The organism is Henriciella mobilis (assembly GCF_003576315.1).
Lineage (GTDB): Bacteria > Pseudomonadota > Alphaproteobacteria > Caulobacterales > Hyphomonadaceae > Henriciella > Henriciella mobilis.
In genome coordinates, this window is the sequence record NZ_QWFZ01000009.1 from 13240 (window position 1) to 28819 (window position 15580).

The 15580-nt window shown below is 63.4% G+C and carries 14 protein-coding genes; 2 read left to right on the plus strand and 12 right to left on the minus strand.

Features of this window, described 5'->3' with window-relative positions; genetic code table 11:
• Window positions 1-63: 63 nt before the first annotated feature.
• Window positions 64-1425, minus strand: coding sequence for a leucyl aminopeptidase family protein (locus D1227_RS06895; RefSeq protein ID WP_119404334.1), 1362 nt, complete (start codon window positions 1423-1425; stop codon window positions 64-66).
• A 119-nt stretch (window positions 1426-1544) separates the two neighbouring features.
• Between D1227_RS06895 and D1227_RS06900 the strand changes: the two genes are divergently transcribed.
• Window positions 1545-2450: a tetratricopeptide repeat protein gene (locus tag D1227_RS06900; RefSeq protein WP_119404335.1), complete on the plus strand. Its 906-nt coding sequence runs from the start codon at window positions 1545-1547 to the stop codon at window positions 2448-2450.
• 49 nt (window positions 2451-2499) lie between these two features.
• On the opposite strand, the gene D1227_RS06905 is transcribed toward D1227_RS06900, so the two are convergent.
• The 9 genes from D1227_RS06905 to D1227_RS06945 all read right to left on the minus strand — a co-directional run bounded on the left by D1227_RS06905 (window position 2500) and on the right by D1227_RS06945 (window position 11512).
• Window positions 2500-3474 carry a type II secretion system F family protein gene (locus tag D1227_RS06905; protein WP_119404336.1) on the minus strand — a complete coding sequence of 325 codons (975 nt, stop codon included), beginning with the start codon at window positions 3472-3474 and terminating at the stop codon, window positions 2500-2502.
• Between the two features lie 14 nt (window positions 3475-3488).
• Complete coding sequence (locus tag D1227_RS06910; RefSeq protein WP_119374480.1) at window positions 3489-4523, minus strand: type II secretion system F family protein; 1035 nt, start codon at window positions 4521-4523, stop codon at window positions 3489-3491.
• 10 nt (window positions 4524-4533) lie between these two features.
• Window positions 4534-6054, minus strand: a complete 1521-nt coding sequence (locus tag D1227_RS06915) for a CpaF family protein (RefSeq protein WP_119404337.1) — start codon at window positions 6052-6054, stop codon at window positions 4534-4536.
• Window positions 6055-6073: 19 nt separating this feature from the next.
• Window positions 6074-7438, minus strand: a complete 1365-nt coding sequence (locus D1227_RS06920; protein ID WP_119374479.1) for an AAA family ATPase — start codon at window positions 7436-7438, stop codon at window positions 6074-6076.
• A 26-nt stretch (window positions 7439-7464) separates the two neighbouring features.
• A complete protein-coding gene (locus D1227_RS06925; RefSeq protein ID WP_119404338.1) occupies window positions 7465-8172 on the minus strand; it encodes a CpaD family pilus assembly protein in 708 nt (235 codons plus the stop codon).
• A 9-nt stretch (window positions 8173-8181) separates the two neighbouring features.
• Window positions 8182-9756: a type II and III secretion system protein family protein gene (locus D1227_RS06930; RefSeq protein WP_119374477.1), complete on the minus strand. Its 1575-nt coding sequence runs from the start codon at window positions 9754-9756 to the stop codon at window positions 8182-8184.
• The gene (gene cpaB / locus D1227_RS06935) at window positions 9756-10589 is read right to left on the minus strand and encodes a Flp pilus assembly protein CpaB (RefSeq protein ID WP_119374476.1); all 834 of its coding nucleotides are present in this window, start codon (window positions 10587-10589) and stop codon (window positions 9756-9758) included. The genes D1227_RS06930 and cpaB overlap by 1 nt, the downstream gene beginning before the upstream one ends.
• Before the next feature lie 85 nt (window positions 10590-10674).
• The gene (locus tag D1227_RS06940) at window positions 10675-11193 is read right to left on the minus strand and encodes an A24 family peptidase (protein ID WP_119374475.1); all 519 of its coding nucleotides are present in this window, start codon (window positions 11191-11193) and stop codon (window positions 10675-10677) included.
• 151 nt (window positions 11194-11344) lie between these two features.
• On the minus strand, window positions 11345-11512 hold the full coding sequence (locus D1227_RS06945) for a Flp family type IVb pilin (protein WP_119374474.1): 168 nt from the start codon (window positions 11510-11512) through the stop codon (window positions 11345-11347).
• A 300-nt stretch (window positions 11513-11812) separates the two neighbouring features.
• Here D1227_RS06945 and D1227_RS06950 point away from each other — a divergent pair, with 300 nt between their 5' ends.
• The gene (locus tag D1227_RS06950; RefSeq protein WP_119404339.1) at window positions 11813-12256 is read left to right on the plus strand and encodes a pilus assembly protein N-terminal domain-containing protein; all 444 of its coding nucleotides are present in this window, start codon (window positions 11813-11815) and stop codon (window positions 12254-12256) included.
• A 78-nt stretch (window positions 12257-12334) separates the two neighbouring features.
• On the opposite strand, the gene D1227_RS06955 is transcribed toward D1227_RS06950, so the two are convergent.
• Both D1227_RS06955 and ptsP read right to left on the minus strand, forming a co-directional pair.
• Window positions 12335-13213, minus strand: a complete 879-nt coding sequence (locus D1227_RS06955) for a helix-turn-helix domain-containing protein (protein WP_119404340.1) — start codon at window positions 13211-13213, stop codon at window positions 12335-12337.
• 87 nt (window positions 13214-13300) lie between these two features.
• Window positions 13301-15577 (minus strand): phosphoenolpyruvate--protein phosphotransferase, encoded by a 2277-nt coding sequence (gene ptsP, locus D1227_RS06960; RefSeq protein WP_119404341.1) that lies wholly within the window; start codon window positions 15575-15577, stop codon window positions 13301-13303.
• Window positions 15578-15580: the final 3 nt, after the last annotated feature.

Genomic DNA, 15580 nt, shown 5'->3' on the forward strand with positions numbered 1-15580 from the left:
AAAAGCAGGAAATTCGCCATCACGCAAGGCGCGTGAAACATTTTGCCCGTAATCGGTCAGGCGTCAGGCATAACGTGTCCGAAGCATGGTCCAGACGGCCCGCAGGCCGCAGGCGGCCGCGCCTTCGGGGCGTCCATACTTCGACTGGCGCCAGCCCCAGACATCGAGATGGACCCAGCGCTCGGCCTCGACGAACTGCTTCAGGAACACCGCGGCCGTGATCGAGCCGGCAAACGCGCCGCCGGCATTCTGGATATCGGCAATGTCGGATTTCAGCATCGACTTGTAGGGCATCCAGATCGGCATGCGCCACACCGGGTCACCGGAAACGGCCGACGCAGCGTTGATCGCATCGGCCACGTCGCCATCATCGGTATAGAAGGGCGCAAGGTCCGGCCCGACAGCCACGCGCGCGGCCCCGGTCAGCGTGGCGAAATCGATCAGCAGGTCCGGTGAGCCTTCGCAGGCGCGCGCCAGGGCATCGCCGAGGATGAGCCGGCCTTCGGCATCGGTGTTGTCGATCTCGACCGTGATACCCTTGCGCGTGGAAAGCACGTCGCCAGGGCGGAAGGCCGTGCCCGAAATGGAATTCTCGACCGTCGGCACATAGAGCTTCAGGCGCACCGGCAGCTTCGAATCCATGACCAGCTTGGCCAGCGCGATGACATGCGCCGAGCCGCCCATATCCTTCTTCATCAGGCGCATATAGTTGCCGGTCTTGAGGTTGAGCCCGCCCGTGTCGAAGGCAACGCCCTTGCCGACAAGCGCGAGCTCGGGATGGTCCGGATTGCCCCAGGAAAGCTCGATGAAACGCGGGGCTTCCGGACCGGCGCGGCCCACCGCATGGACCATGGGATAGTTCGCGGCCAGCAGGTCCTCGCCCACGGTCACTTCGATATCGGCCTGGTATTGCTCGGCCATCTGGCGGACGATCTCTTCAATCGAGGCCGGGCCCATATGCTGGGCCGGGGTGTTGATCATGTCCCGCAGGAGCGCGATTGCGTCAGCCTCGCGGGCGAGCGCGCCTGCATCCTCGTCGTCGCCGATGACAAGACGGGGCGGCGCCGACTTGTCTTTCAGGTAGCGGTCGAACCGGTAGGCGCCATCGGCCCAGCCCGCTGCGATATGCGCGAGCGGCAGGCCAGCGTCGCGGGCAATCTTGTAGTCGCCCTCCGGCAGCTTTGCCGCCAGCGGCGCGACACCCAGCGCGTCATTCGCCTCGCCGAGGCCGAACAGGACATGCGAGAGCTTGCCCGCCTCATCGGCCATGAACACCGTCTCGCCGGCCTTGGCCTTGAACCCGGTCGCACGCGCCAGGGCTTTCAGGCCCGGCGGGATCTCATGCTCGGCCTCATCCCAGTTCAGCGGGCGGACAAGATGGACGGCAGCGGCATCGCTGGCGGCGGCGGTGAAAGCTTTGTGCATGGGTTGGAAAGTATCCCTTGGCTGTAAACAGTTAAGCGAATGCGTTGTTTTGTTAACTGATCCTTGACCCTGACGGGCGCAAGGTCGCGGCTGGTGAAACTCACGCCGGAGCCGACCGAATGTCCAGAGCAAAAGCTATCGCCTTCGCCCTGCCGCTGCTTTCAGCCTCGCTGGTCGCAGCCTGCGCGAGCGCGGGTGGTGCGGACAAGGCTGAGACCGAACAGGCCATCGAAGCGGCCATGGCCGAGGAACTCGCCCCGGCAACTCCTGAGGAAATCGAGGCCGCCCGGCGCGCTGATCCCCTGACCAAAGCGAATTTCTGGGGCAAGGAGTTCCGCAAGGATCCGACAAAACTCGATGTGACCGTGGAGTTCATGCAGGCGCTGCGCGAGATCGGCAGCCATGAACGCGCCATCGAGATCGGCTCCAAGACCCTGCCGATCCATCCCGAATCCGCCGAGCTGCACATCGTGATGGCCCGCGCCCTGATGAGCGAGAACCGCCCGGCCGAAGCGGCCGACTTCTACTACCGCGCCGCCGCCATCGCGCCGGATAATGCCGATGCCTATGGCGGGCTCGGCCTCGCGCTTGACCAGATGGAGCGCCATGAAGACGCCCAGGCCTCCTATGAGCAGGCGCTCAGGATCCAGCCGGGCCGCGTGTCGACGCTGGCCAATTACGGCCTGTCGCTCGCGCTCACCGGCAATCTCAACGGCGCCGAGGCGAAGCTGCGCGCCGCGGCCTCCTCACCGGACGCGACCGCGCGCGTGCGCCAGAACCTCGCCCTCGTGCTTGGCCTGCAGGGCAAGTTCGACGAGGCAAGGCAGGTCGATCCGGCCGCGCCGGATGCCACCGTCGAGCAGAACATGCAGACGTTGAAATCCATGCTCTCGCCGCTACGCGACTATGGCGCGCTGCGCGAAGAAGATGGTGGCGGCGCGGCCTGGCCTGAGGAAGTCGATGCGCCGGCCCAGGAAGAAGCGGCCAGCCCGCCCAAGCTGCGCGGCTCGCTCGGCGGGGACTGAGCGCAGCAACAGGCTTTGCGGCCTGCGGCCTGCGGCGCTGACGCACCGATCAGCTGCCCGGCTGGTTCATTTCCGTATATTTGATGTAGGCCGGGCCGAGGACGACCAGGAACAGGACCGGCAGGAAGAACAGGATCATCGGCACGGTCAGCTTGGCTGGCAGCGCGGCGGCCTTCTTCTCGGCTTCGGACATGCGCATGTCGCGGTTTTCCTTGGCCATGACGCGCAGCGCATCGCCCAGCGGCGTGCCGTAGCGCTCGGCCTGCATGAGCGCCATACAGACCGATTTCACGCCCTCATGGCCCGTCCGCTTGGCGAGGTTCTCATAGGCCTGGCGCCGCTCCTGCAGGTAGGCGAGCTCCGCCGTGGTGAGCTGGAATTCCTCGGCCAGTTCCGGCGAGGCCGGGCCGATCTCGGCGCCCACCTTGGCGAAACCAAGCTCGATCGACATGCCCGACTCCACGCAGATGAGCAGCATGTCGAGCGCATCCGGGAAGGCGCGCATGATCGATTGCTGGCGCTTGGAGGCCATGTTGGAAATGTAGAGGTTCGGCGCATAGAAACCGGCAGCCGCGCCGAACACGACAGAGCCCATCTTCATCTGCGGCGACAGGCCGTGATCATTGATCAGGAAGATGTAGGTGAACACGCCGAGCGCGCCGAAGAAGGGCAGCGCGAAGCGGCAGAAATAGAAGATCGACAGCGGGCGCGGCCCCCTCAGGCCAGCCTGCACCAGCTTGGCCTGGATGTTCGGGTCTTCCAGCATCTTCTGCAGGTTCAGCTTGCCCGTGATCTGGCTGATCGCGCCAGTGTCCTCGCGCTTCAGGCCTTTCTTTTCCAGGGCCTCGCGGCTGGCCCGGCGCAGTTTTTCGCGCTGCGTGGTGACCTGCTTCAGCCGGGTTTCGAGCTTGTCGCCCTTGAGCATCGGCATGGCGACAGAGACGATGGTCGCGAACATGGCAACCGCCGCCAGCATGGAGGCCAGCGTACCGGGGTTTCCGAGGGATTCTGCAAAGGCTTCCATGCGCTCCCCTCCCCCTAGATATCGAAGTTGATCATGCGGCGCATGACGGTCACGCCGGTGAACATGAGGCCCGCGCCCATGAACAGGATCATGTGGCCGGTCGGCTTGAGGAAGAGCTCCATGATGTAGCTCGGTGTCGTCAGGTAGACCATGAAGCCGACCGCGAAAGGCAGCGAGGCGATGATGCCGGCCGATGCCTTGGCTTCCGAGGACATCGCCTTGATCTTCTCGCGCATCATCTTGCGCTGGCGGATCACCGCCGAGAGGTTGCCGAGGGCTTCAGACAGGTTACCGCCGGACTTGGACTGGATCGTCAGCACAATGACGAAGAAGTTCACTTCCGGCAGCGGCACGCGCTTGTAGAATTGCTGCAGGGCACGATCCGTGGTCATGCCCATCTGGATATTGTCGGTCAGGTTCTTGAACTCGGTGCCGAGCGGGGCCGGGCTTTCGGCGGCGATGATGCGCAGACACTCCGTAAGCGGAAGACCTGATTTCACACCGCGAACAATGATGTCGATGGCGTCGGCAAACTGCGCGGTCATCTTCTTGTGGCGCATCTGGGTCATGAAGCCGAGCAGCCAGCGCGGGACACCGAGGAAGCCGGCAAAACCGGCCGCGATGACCATGGCCGGGCGCGACTTGATTTCGAAACCGGCAACCGGCGGCGGGCCTTCGGCCCCGGACAGGAAGGTCAGCGCGGCGAGCAACAGGCCCAGCACGGCGGAGAAGATCCAGAACATCTCCGGCTTCACGTCGAGGCCGGCCTGGACAAGCTTGGCGCGGATATCCTGCGGCATCAGCGATTTGCGGCGCGCCTCGTCCTGCTGGCGCAGCTTCTTGAGCATCTGCTGTGTCTGACGCCGGCGCTGGGAATTGACATCCTGTTCAGCGCCGCCGCCGCGCCCATTGCCCTTGCGGCCTTCCTTGATCTGCTTTGCGCGCTTCGAGGCCGCCCCGCCTTCATCGCCGGTCAGGGCCAGGCCGAGCCCGGCCAGGGCCAGGAAAGCCAGCCCGCCGACGACGTAGATCATGAGGTTCCCATCCATCGCGCCGCTCCTAGTCCAGCGAATCGATGGCTTTGGCGAGGTCCTTCTCGAGGCCGAAATAGGCTGCGCGCTCCCAGAAGCGCGGGCGGCCAATGCCGGTACCCCGGTGGCGGCCGAGCACCTTGCCGTTCTCGTCCTCGCCTTCCATTTCGTATTTCAGCACGTCCTGCAGGATGATCGTGTCACCTTCCAGGCCCATGACCTCGGTGATCTGCATGATCCGGCGCGAACCGTCACGAAGGCGCGAGGCCTGGACCACGACATCGATCGAGCCGACAATCATTTCACGGATGGTTTTCGCAGGCAGCGAGAAGCCGCCCATGGTGATCATGGATTCGACCCGGCTGAGCGCTTCGCGCGGCGTGTTGGCGTGCAGCGTGCCCATCGAGCCGTCGTGACCGGTGTTCATGGCCTGCAGGAGGTCGAACGCCTCCGGACCACGGACCTCGCCGACGATGATCCGTTCAGGACGCATCCGCAGGCAGTTCTTGACCAGGTCGCGCATGGAGATCTCGCCCGAGCCTTCAATGTTCGGCGGGCGCGTCTCAAGGCGCACCACGTGCGGCTGCTGCAGCTGGAGTTCGGCGGAGTCTTCGCAGGTGATGACGCGCTCTGTCGGATCGATGAAGCCGGTCAGGCAGTTGAGCAGCGTCGTCTTACCCGAGCCGGTACCGCCGGAAATCAGGACGTTGCAGCGCGAATGGCCGATGATACGCAGGATTTCTGCGCCAGGCTCGGAGATGGACCCGAAATTCACGAGGTCCTTGAGGCGCAGCTTGTCCTTCTTGAACTTACGAATGGTGAGCGTCGGCCCGTCAATCGCGAGCGGCGGGGCGATGACGTTCACACGCGAGCCGTCCAGCAGGCGCGCGTCACAGATGGGCGAGCTTTCATCGACGCGGCGGCCGACCTGCGAGACGATCCGCTGACAGATGTTCATCAGCTGCGCATTGTCGCGGAAGCGGATGTTCGTGCGCTCGATCTTGCCGTTGACTTCGATGTAGGTGGTGTCGGCACCATTGACCATGATATCGGCGATGTCGTCGCGGGCGAGCAGCGGCTCCAGCGGACCGTAGCCGAGCACGTCGTTACAGATATCGTCGAGCAGGTGTTCCTGCTCGGAAATCGACATCACGACATTCTTGATGCTGATGATCTCGACAACGATGTCGCGAATTTCCTCGCGCGCGCTCTCGGCGTCGAGCTGGGCCAGCTGGCCGAGGTCGATCGTGTCGATCAGGGCGTTGAAGATGGTCGTCTTTGTCGCGTAATACTCTTCCGAGCGCGTATCGACCTTGTGAACCTTCTCCGTCTTCATGTCCGGCGGCGGCTTCAGCGTAACAGGCTTGCTCCCGCCAGCCGGCTTCTGACCGCCCGGTTTCTGGCCACCCGGCAAGGGCGGCTTCTTGGCAGCGGCCGGCGCCGCTGGTGCGGGCTTGGCCGGCGCAGCAGGGCGGTTGGCAGCAGGTGCAGCCGGTCGCGCCGCCGGAGCGGGCTGGGTCACGGTTGCTGAACGTTTGCCAAAGGACATGTGGATTCCCTAACGGGCCTTACTTTCCGAGAAGTTTCTTCAGGAGGGATTTCTTGGGCTGCTGCGTCTCACGGCCGGACAGCAGCGAGGCGAGATGGTCGATGGCCTGCGAGGGCTTGGCCTGCGGATCGGTCTCCGAGATCATCTGGCCCTTGTTCGACGCGGTGCCAAACAGCTGCGGGTCGAAGGGCAGGATGATGTCCGGCTCGACCTCGATGGCGGCGGCAAAGTCCTTGACCGGAATTTCCGGACGCTTGGGCACGCCGGCCATGTTGAGGATCAGGCGCGGGGGATTGTCGTTCGGCCGCTGCGCCTTCAGCTGGTCGACCATGTTCTTGCCGTTGCGCAGGGAGGCGAGATCGGGCTGGCAGACAAGGATCACCTCGTCGGAGGTCACCAGCGTATTGTAGATCCACTCATTCCAGCCATGCGGCAGGTCCAGCACGACAAACGGCATCAGGCGGCGAACGCCCTCGATCACCATCGAATAGGAACTCGGATCGATGTCCATGAGCTGGTTCACGCTGGCCGGCGCGGTGAACAGGGACAGCCGGTCGGTCGCTTTGGCGAGCAGGCGCGAAATCACCGCATCATCGGTCCGGTCCGGCGAGAGCAGCGCGTCGGCGACGGTCTGCTGGGTCTCGTGATTGAAGTCGAGCGAGGTCGTACCGAAGGAGAGGTCGAGGTCGACCAGCGAGGTGTTCACCATCGCATTCTCAGCCAGCGCCCAGGCCAGATTGTGTGCAATCGTCGAGGCGCCGACGCCGCCCTTGGCGCCGATGACGGAGATCGACTTGCCGACAAACGGCGCATCCGGGTCGGAGAACAGGTTGGAAATCGACCGGACCAGCTGCACCGGCTCGATCGGCGGGACGAGATATTCGCTGACACCGCGCGCAACGAGCTGGCGGTAGAGGGCGATGTCATTGGTCGCACCGATGACCATGACCTGCACGCCTTCATCGCAATGGCCGGCAAGTTCGTCGATCTGCTGGATCATCTTCGCGGCATGCGCAGACGACTCGACGATCAGCAGGTTCGGCGTCGGATTTTGCGCGAGGTGCTCGATCGCGGCCGGAATCCCGCCGGGATAGGCGTCCAGCGTCGCATTGATCATGCGCCGGTCATTCGCCACCCGTTCAATCGTCTGGCGAGTCTCGTCGGTTTCGAAGAAGGCCAGGGCTGCAATCGCCGGAATCGCCCGGTCGCCGCCCTGATAGGCATCCATTGGCGGGACGACGACTTCGCCGGGCTCGACATCCTTGTACGGCGCATCGACCGGGCCGGTGAGCTGGTCGATCAGCCCCGGATCGGCGCTGTCTTCGCCGGTGTCGTCGAAGTCGAGGCCGAATTCCTCGTCGAAAAGTGCGTTTTCGTTGCTCATCGGCGTATCCCTAAAAACACTCCGTACTAGTTCACTGCCGTCGAGACGGCGCCGGATTCAGACTCGCCACGGGCGGCCGTGGTCGACTCACCGTTGCGGTAAAGCTCAAGCTGGGCCGTCCGGCGGGCAAGGTCGCTCTCGTCCAGCGGCCGCTGGCCAAGCAGGTCCACCGGATCAGCGATCATCGCGGCCATGTTGGCGCGCACCGAGCAGCCAAGCGTTGGCAGGTCGTTGTTCGACGTGGCGTCCGAAAAATCGATGGTCGAGCGCTGCGGGCAGTCCGGCGCAATTGCATCATAGGCCTTGAAGGCCAGGACAATCGGCGCGGTGTTGCTGCCGCCGGCATCGTAGGCGCTGCCGCGGATTTCCTCGTAGTCGACGCCGGCTGACCAGGCGATCTCGCGCGCCTCGGCAACCGCCTTCACGGCGAGTTCCTCATTGCCGTGGTTCTTTGGCAGCGACATGATCAGCGGGCCGTGGCCGCGGCTGATATAATCCCTGACAAAGGCCTGGATCTTGGCCTTTTCCTCAAGCCGCAAATGGCTGTCGAGCACGTTCAGTTTGACTTCGAGATAGGCGGTCCGTTCGGCCACCCGGATCTGGTGGCGGTCCAGCGTCGTGCCGGACAGGTATTCGACCGGGACCGGGCCATTCGGCTCGACCGAGCTGCAGCCCGCCAGGAGAATGGCGGATCCGAGCCCGCATGCCACAACAATCTTGTTCAGTGCACGCATGATAAACCCCTACTCCTCGATGAAGCCAACGGGCGCGTTGTAATTCTCGGCGGTCAGCCCCTTGCCGTCCTTGCCGTAGACCGCGTTGACCTTGCCGAAGAAGATCGTGCGCGGGTCGGAGGCATTGGCAAAACCGTCCGCAGGCGTACGGAGCCGCCCTTTCTGTGTCGGGTCGACCAGGTAAGGCGTAATCATCACGACCAGTTCGGTTTCCTCGTTCAGGAAGTCGCGCGACTGGAAGAGCGCACCGAGAACCGGCAGCTTCTTCAGGCCGGGCAGCTGGTCGAGAGACTGGCGCGAGCGGCTCTGGATGAGGCCGGCCAGCATCATCGACCCGCCGCTTGGCAGCTCGACCGTGCTCTCGGCGCGGCGCACCGTCAGGGCCGGGATGGTCAGCGTCTGCGCGGTAATGATGTTGCCCTGGTCGTTGACGCCGGCCACGGACTGGCCCTGGAAGGCGCCCTGATTAGTCAGCTCCGAAACCTCGGTCGAGACCTTGAGCGAAATGCGCCCTTCCGACAGCACGAGCGGCGTGAAGGCGAGGCCCACACCATAGGGTTTGAACTCAATCGCGATGCGGCCATTATTGTCCTGCCCGACCGGGACCGGGAACTCGCCGCCCGCCAGGAACTTCGCCGCCTCACCGGAAACAGCGGTGATATTGGGCTCTGCCAGCGTACGGACGATACCGATCCGCTCCAGCGCATCGATGGCCGCAGCCGCCGAGGACTGGATGTCGGTCCCGTTGTAATTGGTGTAACCAACCGTCGTCGACAGGCCGCCGAGCGAGCTGCCGGCGACATTGTAGCCATTGGCGCTGGAAACGCCAAAATTGTTCGTGAACGGAAGGCCGGGCGCAAGCGTGGTGTTGCCTGTATTGACGGGCGCGCTGATCCCGTCGCCGGCAACGTCTGCGAACAGCTGCTTTTCGACGAGGTTGGCGAAGTCGCCGAAATTCGTCACGCCCGACAGGTTGATGCCGAGCTGCTTGACGATATTGCGCTGCATTTCGACGATGCGGACTTCCAGCATGACCTGGTCCTTGGCCGCCACCGACAGCATGTTCACCGGCTCAAGATCGCCTGTGTCGCCGGCATAGGCCTTCACCAGGCGGATCACCTGGTCGGACTGCATGAGATTGTCGACTTCGCCGCTGACAACGATGTTGCCGCCAAGGCTCTCCACCTTCACGCGGGAGTCCGGCACATAGCGCGAGATCAGCTTCTCAAGCGAGGCTGTGTCGGCATCGACGATGATTTCGAGGTTGAGGAGCGGGTTGCCCTCACGGTCGAACAGGAAGGCATTGGTCTCGCCTACTTCGACACCGCGGAAGATCAGGCGGCGCGAGGTCTGCACGACGGCGTCGGCAATGGCGGGATTGGTGATCACGACATCGGCGACCGGCCGGTCGAGTTCGATAACGGTCGACTTGTTGAGGCCGAGCTTCATGGTCTGTGAGACATTCGTCTCACCCGGCTCCATCACGGACACGCCCATCAGGTTCTGGGCGGCTGCCGGTTGAATCGCAAGGAAGCAGGCCAAGCCTGCTCCAATCGAAGAGATTGCGTGGCGTACGCGACTCATCAGCTTCCCCCGCCCACACTGCCGTTCTTGAACACTTTCACGCGATTTCCGGCGCCAGAGTCGCCGGTCAGCAACCCGGTCGCCGCAATGGTTGCCCCGTCATTTTCATTGGCATCGGCGACGCTGCGCAGGGCCAGCGAGATCCGGCCGAGCCGGCCCGAATGGGCGAGCAGTTCAGCTTGCTGCGGCTCCAGCTCCAGAGTGGCCGTCGAGCCCGTGAGAACAGACGCGCCGTCCATCTCGCCAAAGATCTGGTCAATGGCGAGGACGCGCGCATTCTCGATCACGGTCTTCGTCAGCGTCGTGTCGGTGGGGCCGCGCTCTGTGAGCACTTCGATTTCATAGGTCAGGATCACATCGACGCGGTCATCGGGCAGGATAAAGCCCGCCGAGGCGGTCTCCGGCGAAATCTCGACAGAGATGGCGCGCATGCCGGGGCGCAGCAGCGCGGCCATGAAGCCGGTCTCGCCCTTCTTGACGATTTTCTGCTGGACAATCGGCTCGCCGGCGAGAAGGGCCGTCTTCACGACGCTGCCGGACAGCTGCTCAATGGCGCCCGGGTCGCTTTCCTGGGTGAAGTAGCCGCCATGTACGGCTTTTTCCGGCCAGTCGGACCACTGGAAATCTTCGGGCGTCAGCAGCGACCCGATGCGTTTGTCGCTTCGCGAAACGAGGACCTTGGTCGACGAAACCTCGACTTCGCGGACAATTTCGACCGGCTTGCCCGTGTTGGTCTGCGGCGAAGGCTGGCTGGACATGTCTCGCACCAGCAAGGCAGCGCCAACAGCAGCAGCAGCGGCCACCAGCAAGATGATCAGACGTATTGGAGACATGAATCCGGCCCTCTGATTCCATCCCGGCGCGTTGAGAAACCGGGAATTCCAGGGCGCAGATTTGCACTTACAGCCTAAGGCATAGTTAACTTCCGAGGGTGGAAATTTCGCTTATCGGCTGGAGTAATGGCGACAGGGGCGCGCAGAGCAGCGCACCGGCGGCAATCGCGACCCCATAAGGCACGCCATTGCCCGGCAGGAGTGTCTCGCGCGCAAAGCCTGGTGCTGCGGTGACCGGAACCAGCCGGCGGGCCAGCATCACGATTACGGCCAGCCCACCCCCCGTTACGGCCATGATGGTCACGAAGGGCATGGCCGCTTCCGGCCCGAGCCAAAGCATGACGCCGGGGATCATTTTCGCGTCTCCCCCGCCAAACGCGCCGACCATGAACAGGATCACCGATATCACGAAGGCGATGCCGCCAGCGGCCAGGTGACCGCCCGCCACGTCCCAACCCGGCGCAACGACGATCACGGCGGGAATGAAAAGAAAGGCGATCAGGGCGTTCAGCCCGTTCGTAATGGTCAGGGATTCAATGTCGCGCAGGGCGGCATAGACGCAAAGTGTCAGGAAAAGGAAACCGAACAGGACGGCGATCAACATGCGGGCACTCTACTCAACTATACTTGAAGGTGAGACTAGCAGCCAAATCTGAAGACTTGCTTGCACCCCCAAAACGACTGAAGCCGCCGGAAGGGTCCGGCGGCTTCGAATCATGTACCCGTGAGGGCATTAGGCTGAAGGTCAGCCTTTATTAGTTGCCGGCGATGGCGCCAGCAACGTCGTTGAAGGTCGTCGCGGTGTTCGTGCCGAGAGCGCCAACAGCGCCGATGATCGCAACAGCGATCAGGGCAGCGATCAGGCCATACTCGATAGCGGTCGCACCAGACTCATTCTTGAAAAGACGTGCAAACTTTTTCATTTGGAGACTCCATCATCATACAGTTTGTTACGTTCCGATTGATTTGGTTTCCCCGGAACAGGTGCGGTTGTATCCAATAGCGCTGAATATCAAGTAAACCTGCTAACAAAATTCATGAATAGTGCAGTGCATTCTGTTAACCAATCACCGGATTGACCCGGGATAGAGCGATTTTTACTTAACGCGGAAACATCTTATAAATATTTAAAGCAGGAAACGGCAGCTCAGGCGTTAGGGATCGCGAAACCTTCTGGCCGCTATCTTCACGCCACGTTTCTAAAGCCACAGGAGAGGCCAAAAATGTCGTTTGCCGCGAAAGCTTCCGGCGTGCTCGTCGCCGGCCTGTTGATGTCTGCTCCGGCGATTGCCCAGCAATACAGTGTCGAAAGCGGCACAACGAAGCCCGTTCGCCTGTCGCGCCCCGCTGCGAGCGTCGTGGTCGGCAACCAGAACATCGCAGATGTCGCAGTCGCCGATCCGCAACTGATCCTGCTCACCGGCAAATCGTTCGGGACCACCAATCTCCTCGTCTTCGATGCCGAGAACAATCTTCTGGTTTCCGCCGACGTCATGGTGACCGCCAATACGGCGAACCTTGTCACGGTAAACCGCGCCGGCGCGAAGTTTACCTATGACTGCGCTAGCGACTGCCGCGACGCACCGGTCATCGGCGACGATCAGGGCCATTTCGGCAAGGCGATCGGCCAGGCCGAGCAGGCCAAGGAGCTGACCGAGCGCCGCTAGGCGCCGCGCGTCCTCACAGACTTGAAAAGGCCGGCTTCATCGCGAAGCCGGCTTTTTTATTGTCCTTGGTCAAATGGATCAGCGCGCGGGGCGGGCGCTGGACGTGGCCGCCATGGCCGGGCTCTTGCGCTCGGCGGCCCGGTCTGCGGCTTCATCGATGCTGGCCGAATAGATCGGCTGGGCCTCTTCGGACAGGCGGCCGACCGCCTCATCCTCGACGCGCCATTCAAAGGCGCTGCCATCCTGGACGGTCACGGTCCAGCCAGCGCCGATGCGGGGGAAGTAGGCTTCACCCTTGGCCATCATGCGGCTGCGGAAGATGGTGCCGTCCGCGCCGCGTACTTCGATCCAGGCAGGCTTCATCGCGACGATCGACATTTCCAGCCCCTCGTCGGGACGCGCGGCCAGCGGCTTTTCGGCAAACAGGCTCTCTTTCGCCGTGTTCACGGCAACGACCCGTTCAGCGACTGACGGCGTCGTGCGGACATCCGCTATCTTGGCGGGCGAAAGCACCATGACGGAGAGGCCAACCGCGACAACAGCGCCGGAAATCGCGGCGACCGGAATGAGATACCGGCCACGCTTGCGCTCGCTGACCGTGACCGAAGACTTCGGAATGGCCGTTGCCAGCGCCTGCTGTTCTTCCATGGGGAAGTCGGCCAGCACCGGCTCGGCATCAATGCCGAGCGCCTTGGCATAGGTCTTCGCCAGCAGGCGCGTGCGCCGCATGTCATAGTCGGAGGGCTGGGTCGTCTGCTCGAGGCTTTCCAGGACACGCCGGTTGACCTTCAGCTCCTTGGCGAAGTCTTCGAGTGTCTTGTTTCGCGCCTCGCGCGCCGCCCGCAAGCGTCCGCCAGCGGTAAAGGAATCGATCAGGCCAAAATCGGACATGCCCTGCCCGTCTGCAGGCGCTGCTGCAGTTTCCGGATCATGGTTATGTTCTTCGTCGCCGCTCATCTTGGGCGTCCAATGGCCTTGGGTTTGTTGTCAGCTGAAATGTTGCAGGGATCATACCACAGTCTGGCAGAGTCCAAACGACAGAATTCAGCTGTCGGATACTGCTATTTCCTGTAACGCTGTCAAAGCTAACACTTCGTTACGGAACGTCCCGTTCGAGGCGTGAAGCGCTTCGCGGAAACGCGGCTCGAAGGCGCTGAGATCGACAGACCGCAGCATGCGTTTCACCGGCCCTATACCAGCCGCCGGCATCGACAGCTTGCGATAGCCAAGCCCGATCAGGCAGAGCGCCTCGACCGGCCGCGAGGCCACTTCCCCGCAGACCGAGACCGGGATGTCCAGACGCTCGCATTCATTCCTGATGAATTCCAGGAACCGCATGACCGGCCGGCTGACGACGTCGTAGCGTTCGGCCACGCTCGGCACCATGCGGTCGGCCGCGTTGAAGAATTGCAGAAGGTCATTGGTGCCGACCGAGATGAAATCCACCTCCCCGGCGACATCGTCCAGCCCGTAGGCAAAGGCAGGCGCCTCCAGCATTGCGCCGACGCGCAGCTCGCTCGGCTCCGGATGGCCACGCGCCCGGCTCCATTCGATCTCGTCCATCAGCAGCGCCTTAGCCTCGAAGAACTCCTCGGCAATGGTCACCATCGGGAACATGACCGAGAGCGGCCCGCCATCGGCGGCGCGCACGAGCGCCCGCAGCTGGCGGCGGAACAGGCCCGGCCGATCCAGCGCAAAGCGGATCGAGCGCCAGCCGAGCGCCGGGTTCTCTTCCAGGTCCGCAGACGCATTCGGCAGGAGCTTGTCGCCGCCAAGGTCGAGCGTGCGGAAATGGACCGGCTTCGAGCCGGCAAAGTCGAGCACGCTGCGATAGAGCGCGATCTGGGCGTCGATCCTGGGCAGCGTATCGGAAACCAGGAACTGGAACTCGGTCCGGAACAGGCCGATCCCGTCAGCGCCGGTCTTGGCCATGGAATCGAGGTCGATGGCGAGACCCGCATTCAGCATCAGCGAAATATCGGTGCCGTCACGTGTGCGCGAGGGCTGCTCACGCAGCGCCTGGAAGGCCGCCTGACGCTCTGTGCGCAACAGGCGCCGCGACTCATAGGCGGCCAGCAAATCCTCATCCGGGCGGATATGCAGCGTGCCCTGTTCGGCATCGACAATGACCGGGTCACCGGGCGCGATGATGGCGCCGAGCGCGCCAACGCCGCCGATGGTCGGAATGCCGAGCGCGCGCGCAACGATTGCCGTATGGCTCGTCGGGGCGACTTCCTCGAGCACGATCGCCGCGAGGCCGGAGTCGCGGTATTCGAGCAGTTCGGCCGGGCCGAGACGCCGGGCAATCAGGACATCGCTCTGGGCCTCGGCCTCCTCGCCATTGCCGCCATTGGCGGCCCCATCATGCCCCGCAAGGATACGCAGGAGACGATTGTCGAGGTCTTCAAGGTCGTGCAGGCGCTCGCGCAGATACGGATCATGCGCGTTTTCGAGCTTGACCTTGTGCTCGCGCCGCGAGCGGTCGACCGCCGCCTCGGCCGACAGGCCCGACTTCACGGTCTCTTCCAGGCGCATCGCCCAGACCGGATCGCTGGCGAGCATCTTGAAGGCCTCGAGCACTTCACGCGGCTCGCCGAAGATCGCGCTGACATCGCTGGCCAGCATCTTGTCGAGCGATTCCTTGAGCGTTGTCAGGGCCCGGCGCAGGCGGCTGACTTCGGCTTCGGGGTCCTCTGTGAAATAGCGGGCCGGCGAGACGACCGGGTCATGCAGCTTGGCCATGCCCATGCCGAGACCGTCGCAAAGGATCCGGCCCTTGAGATTGACCGCCCGCGATTCGCGCTGGACAGCACCCGGCCCGCTGGTCGGCGCTTCAGCAGCGACCACTTCCGCCAGCACCATGGCGATGGTCTGCAGGCTGTCGATCTCGTCTTCCTCATAGATCCGCTCGGTCCGGTTCTGCACGGTGAGGACGCCGATTACGCGGCCGCCGCGCAGGATCGGCACACCGAGAAAGGCGTGATACGGGTCCTCGCCCGTCTCCGGACGGTAGGAGAAGGCCGGATGACGCGGCGCATCCTGGATCGAGAGCGGTTCGCCCGACAGCGCAATCTGGCCGACAAGGCCCTCGTCGAGCGCGAGGCGCGTCTGGTGGACGGCGCTGACACTCAGGCCTTCGGTGGCCACGAGCTCCAGCTCGTCGCTTTCGGTGCGCTTGTAGATCGAGCACACGTCCGCAACCATCGTGCCCGCAATAAGGGTCACGACCTTCTGCAGGCGCGTATCGGCTTCCATGTCGCCCGCCATCACTTCGCGGAGACGGTTGATCAGGAGCCTGGGGACGGAAAAGGACTGGGGCATGGC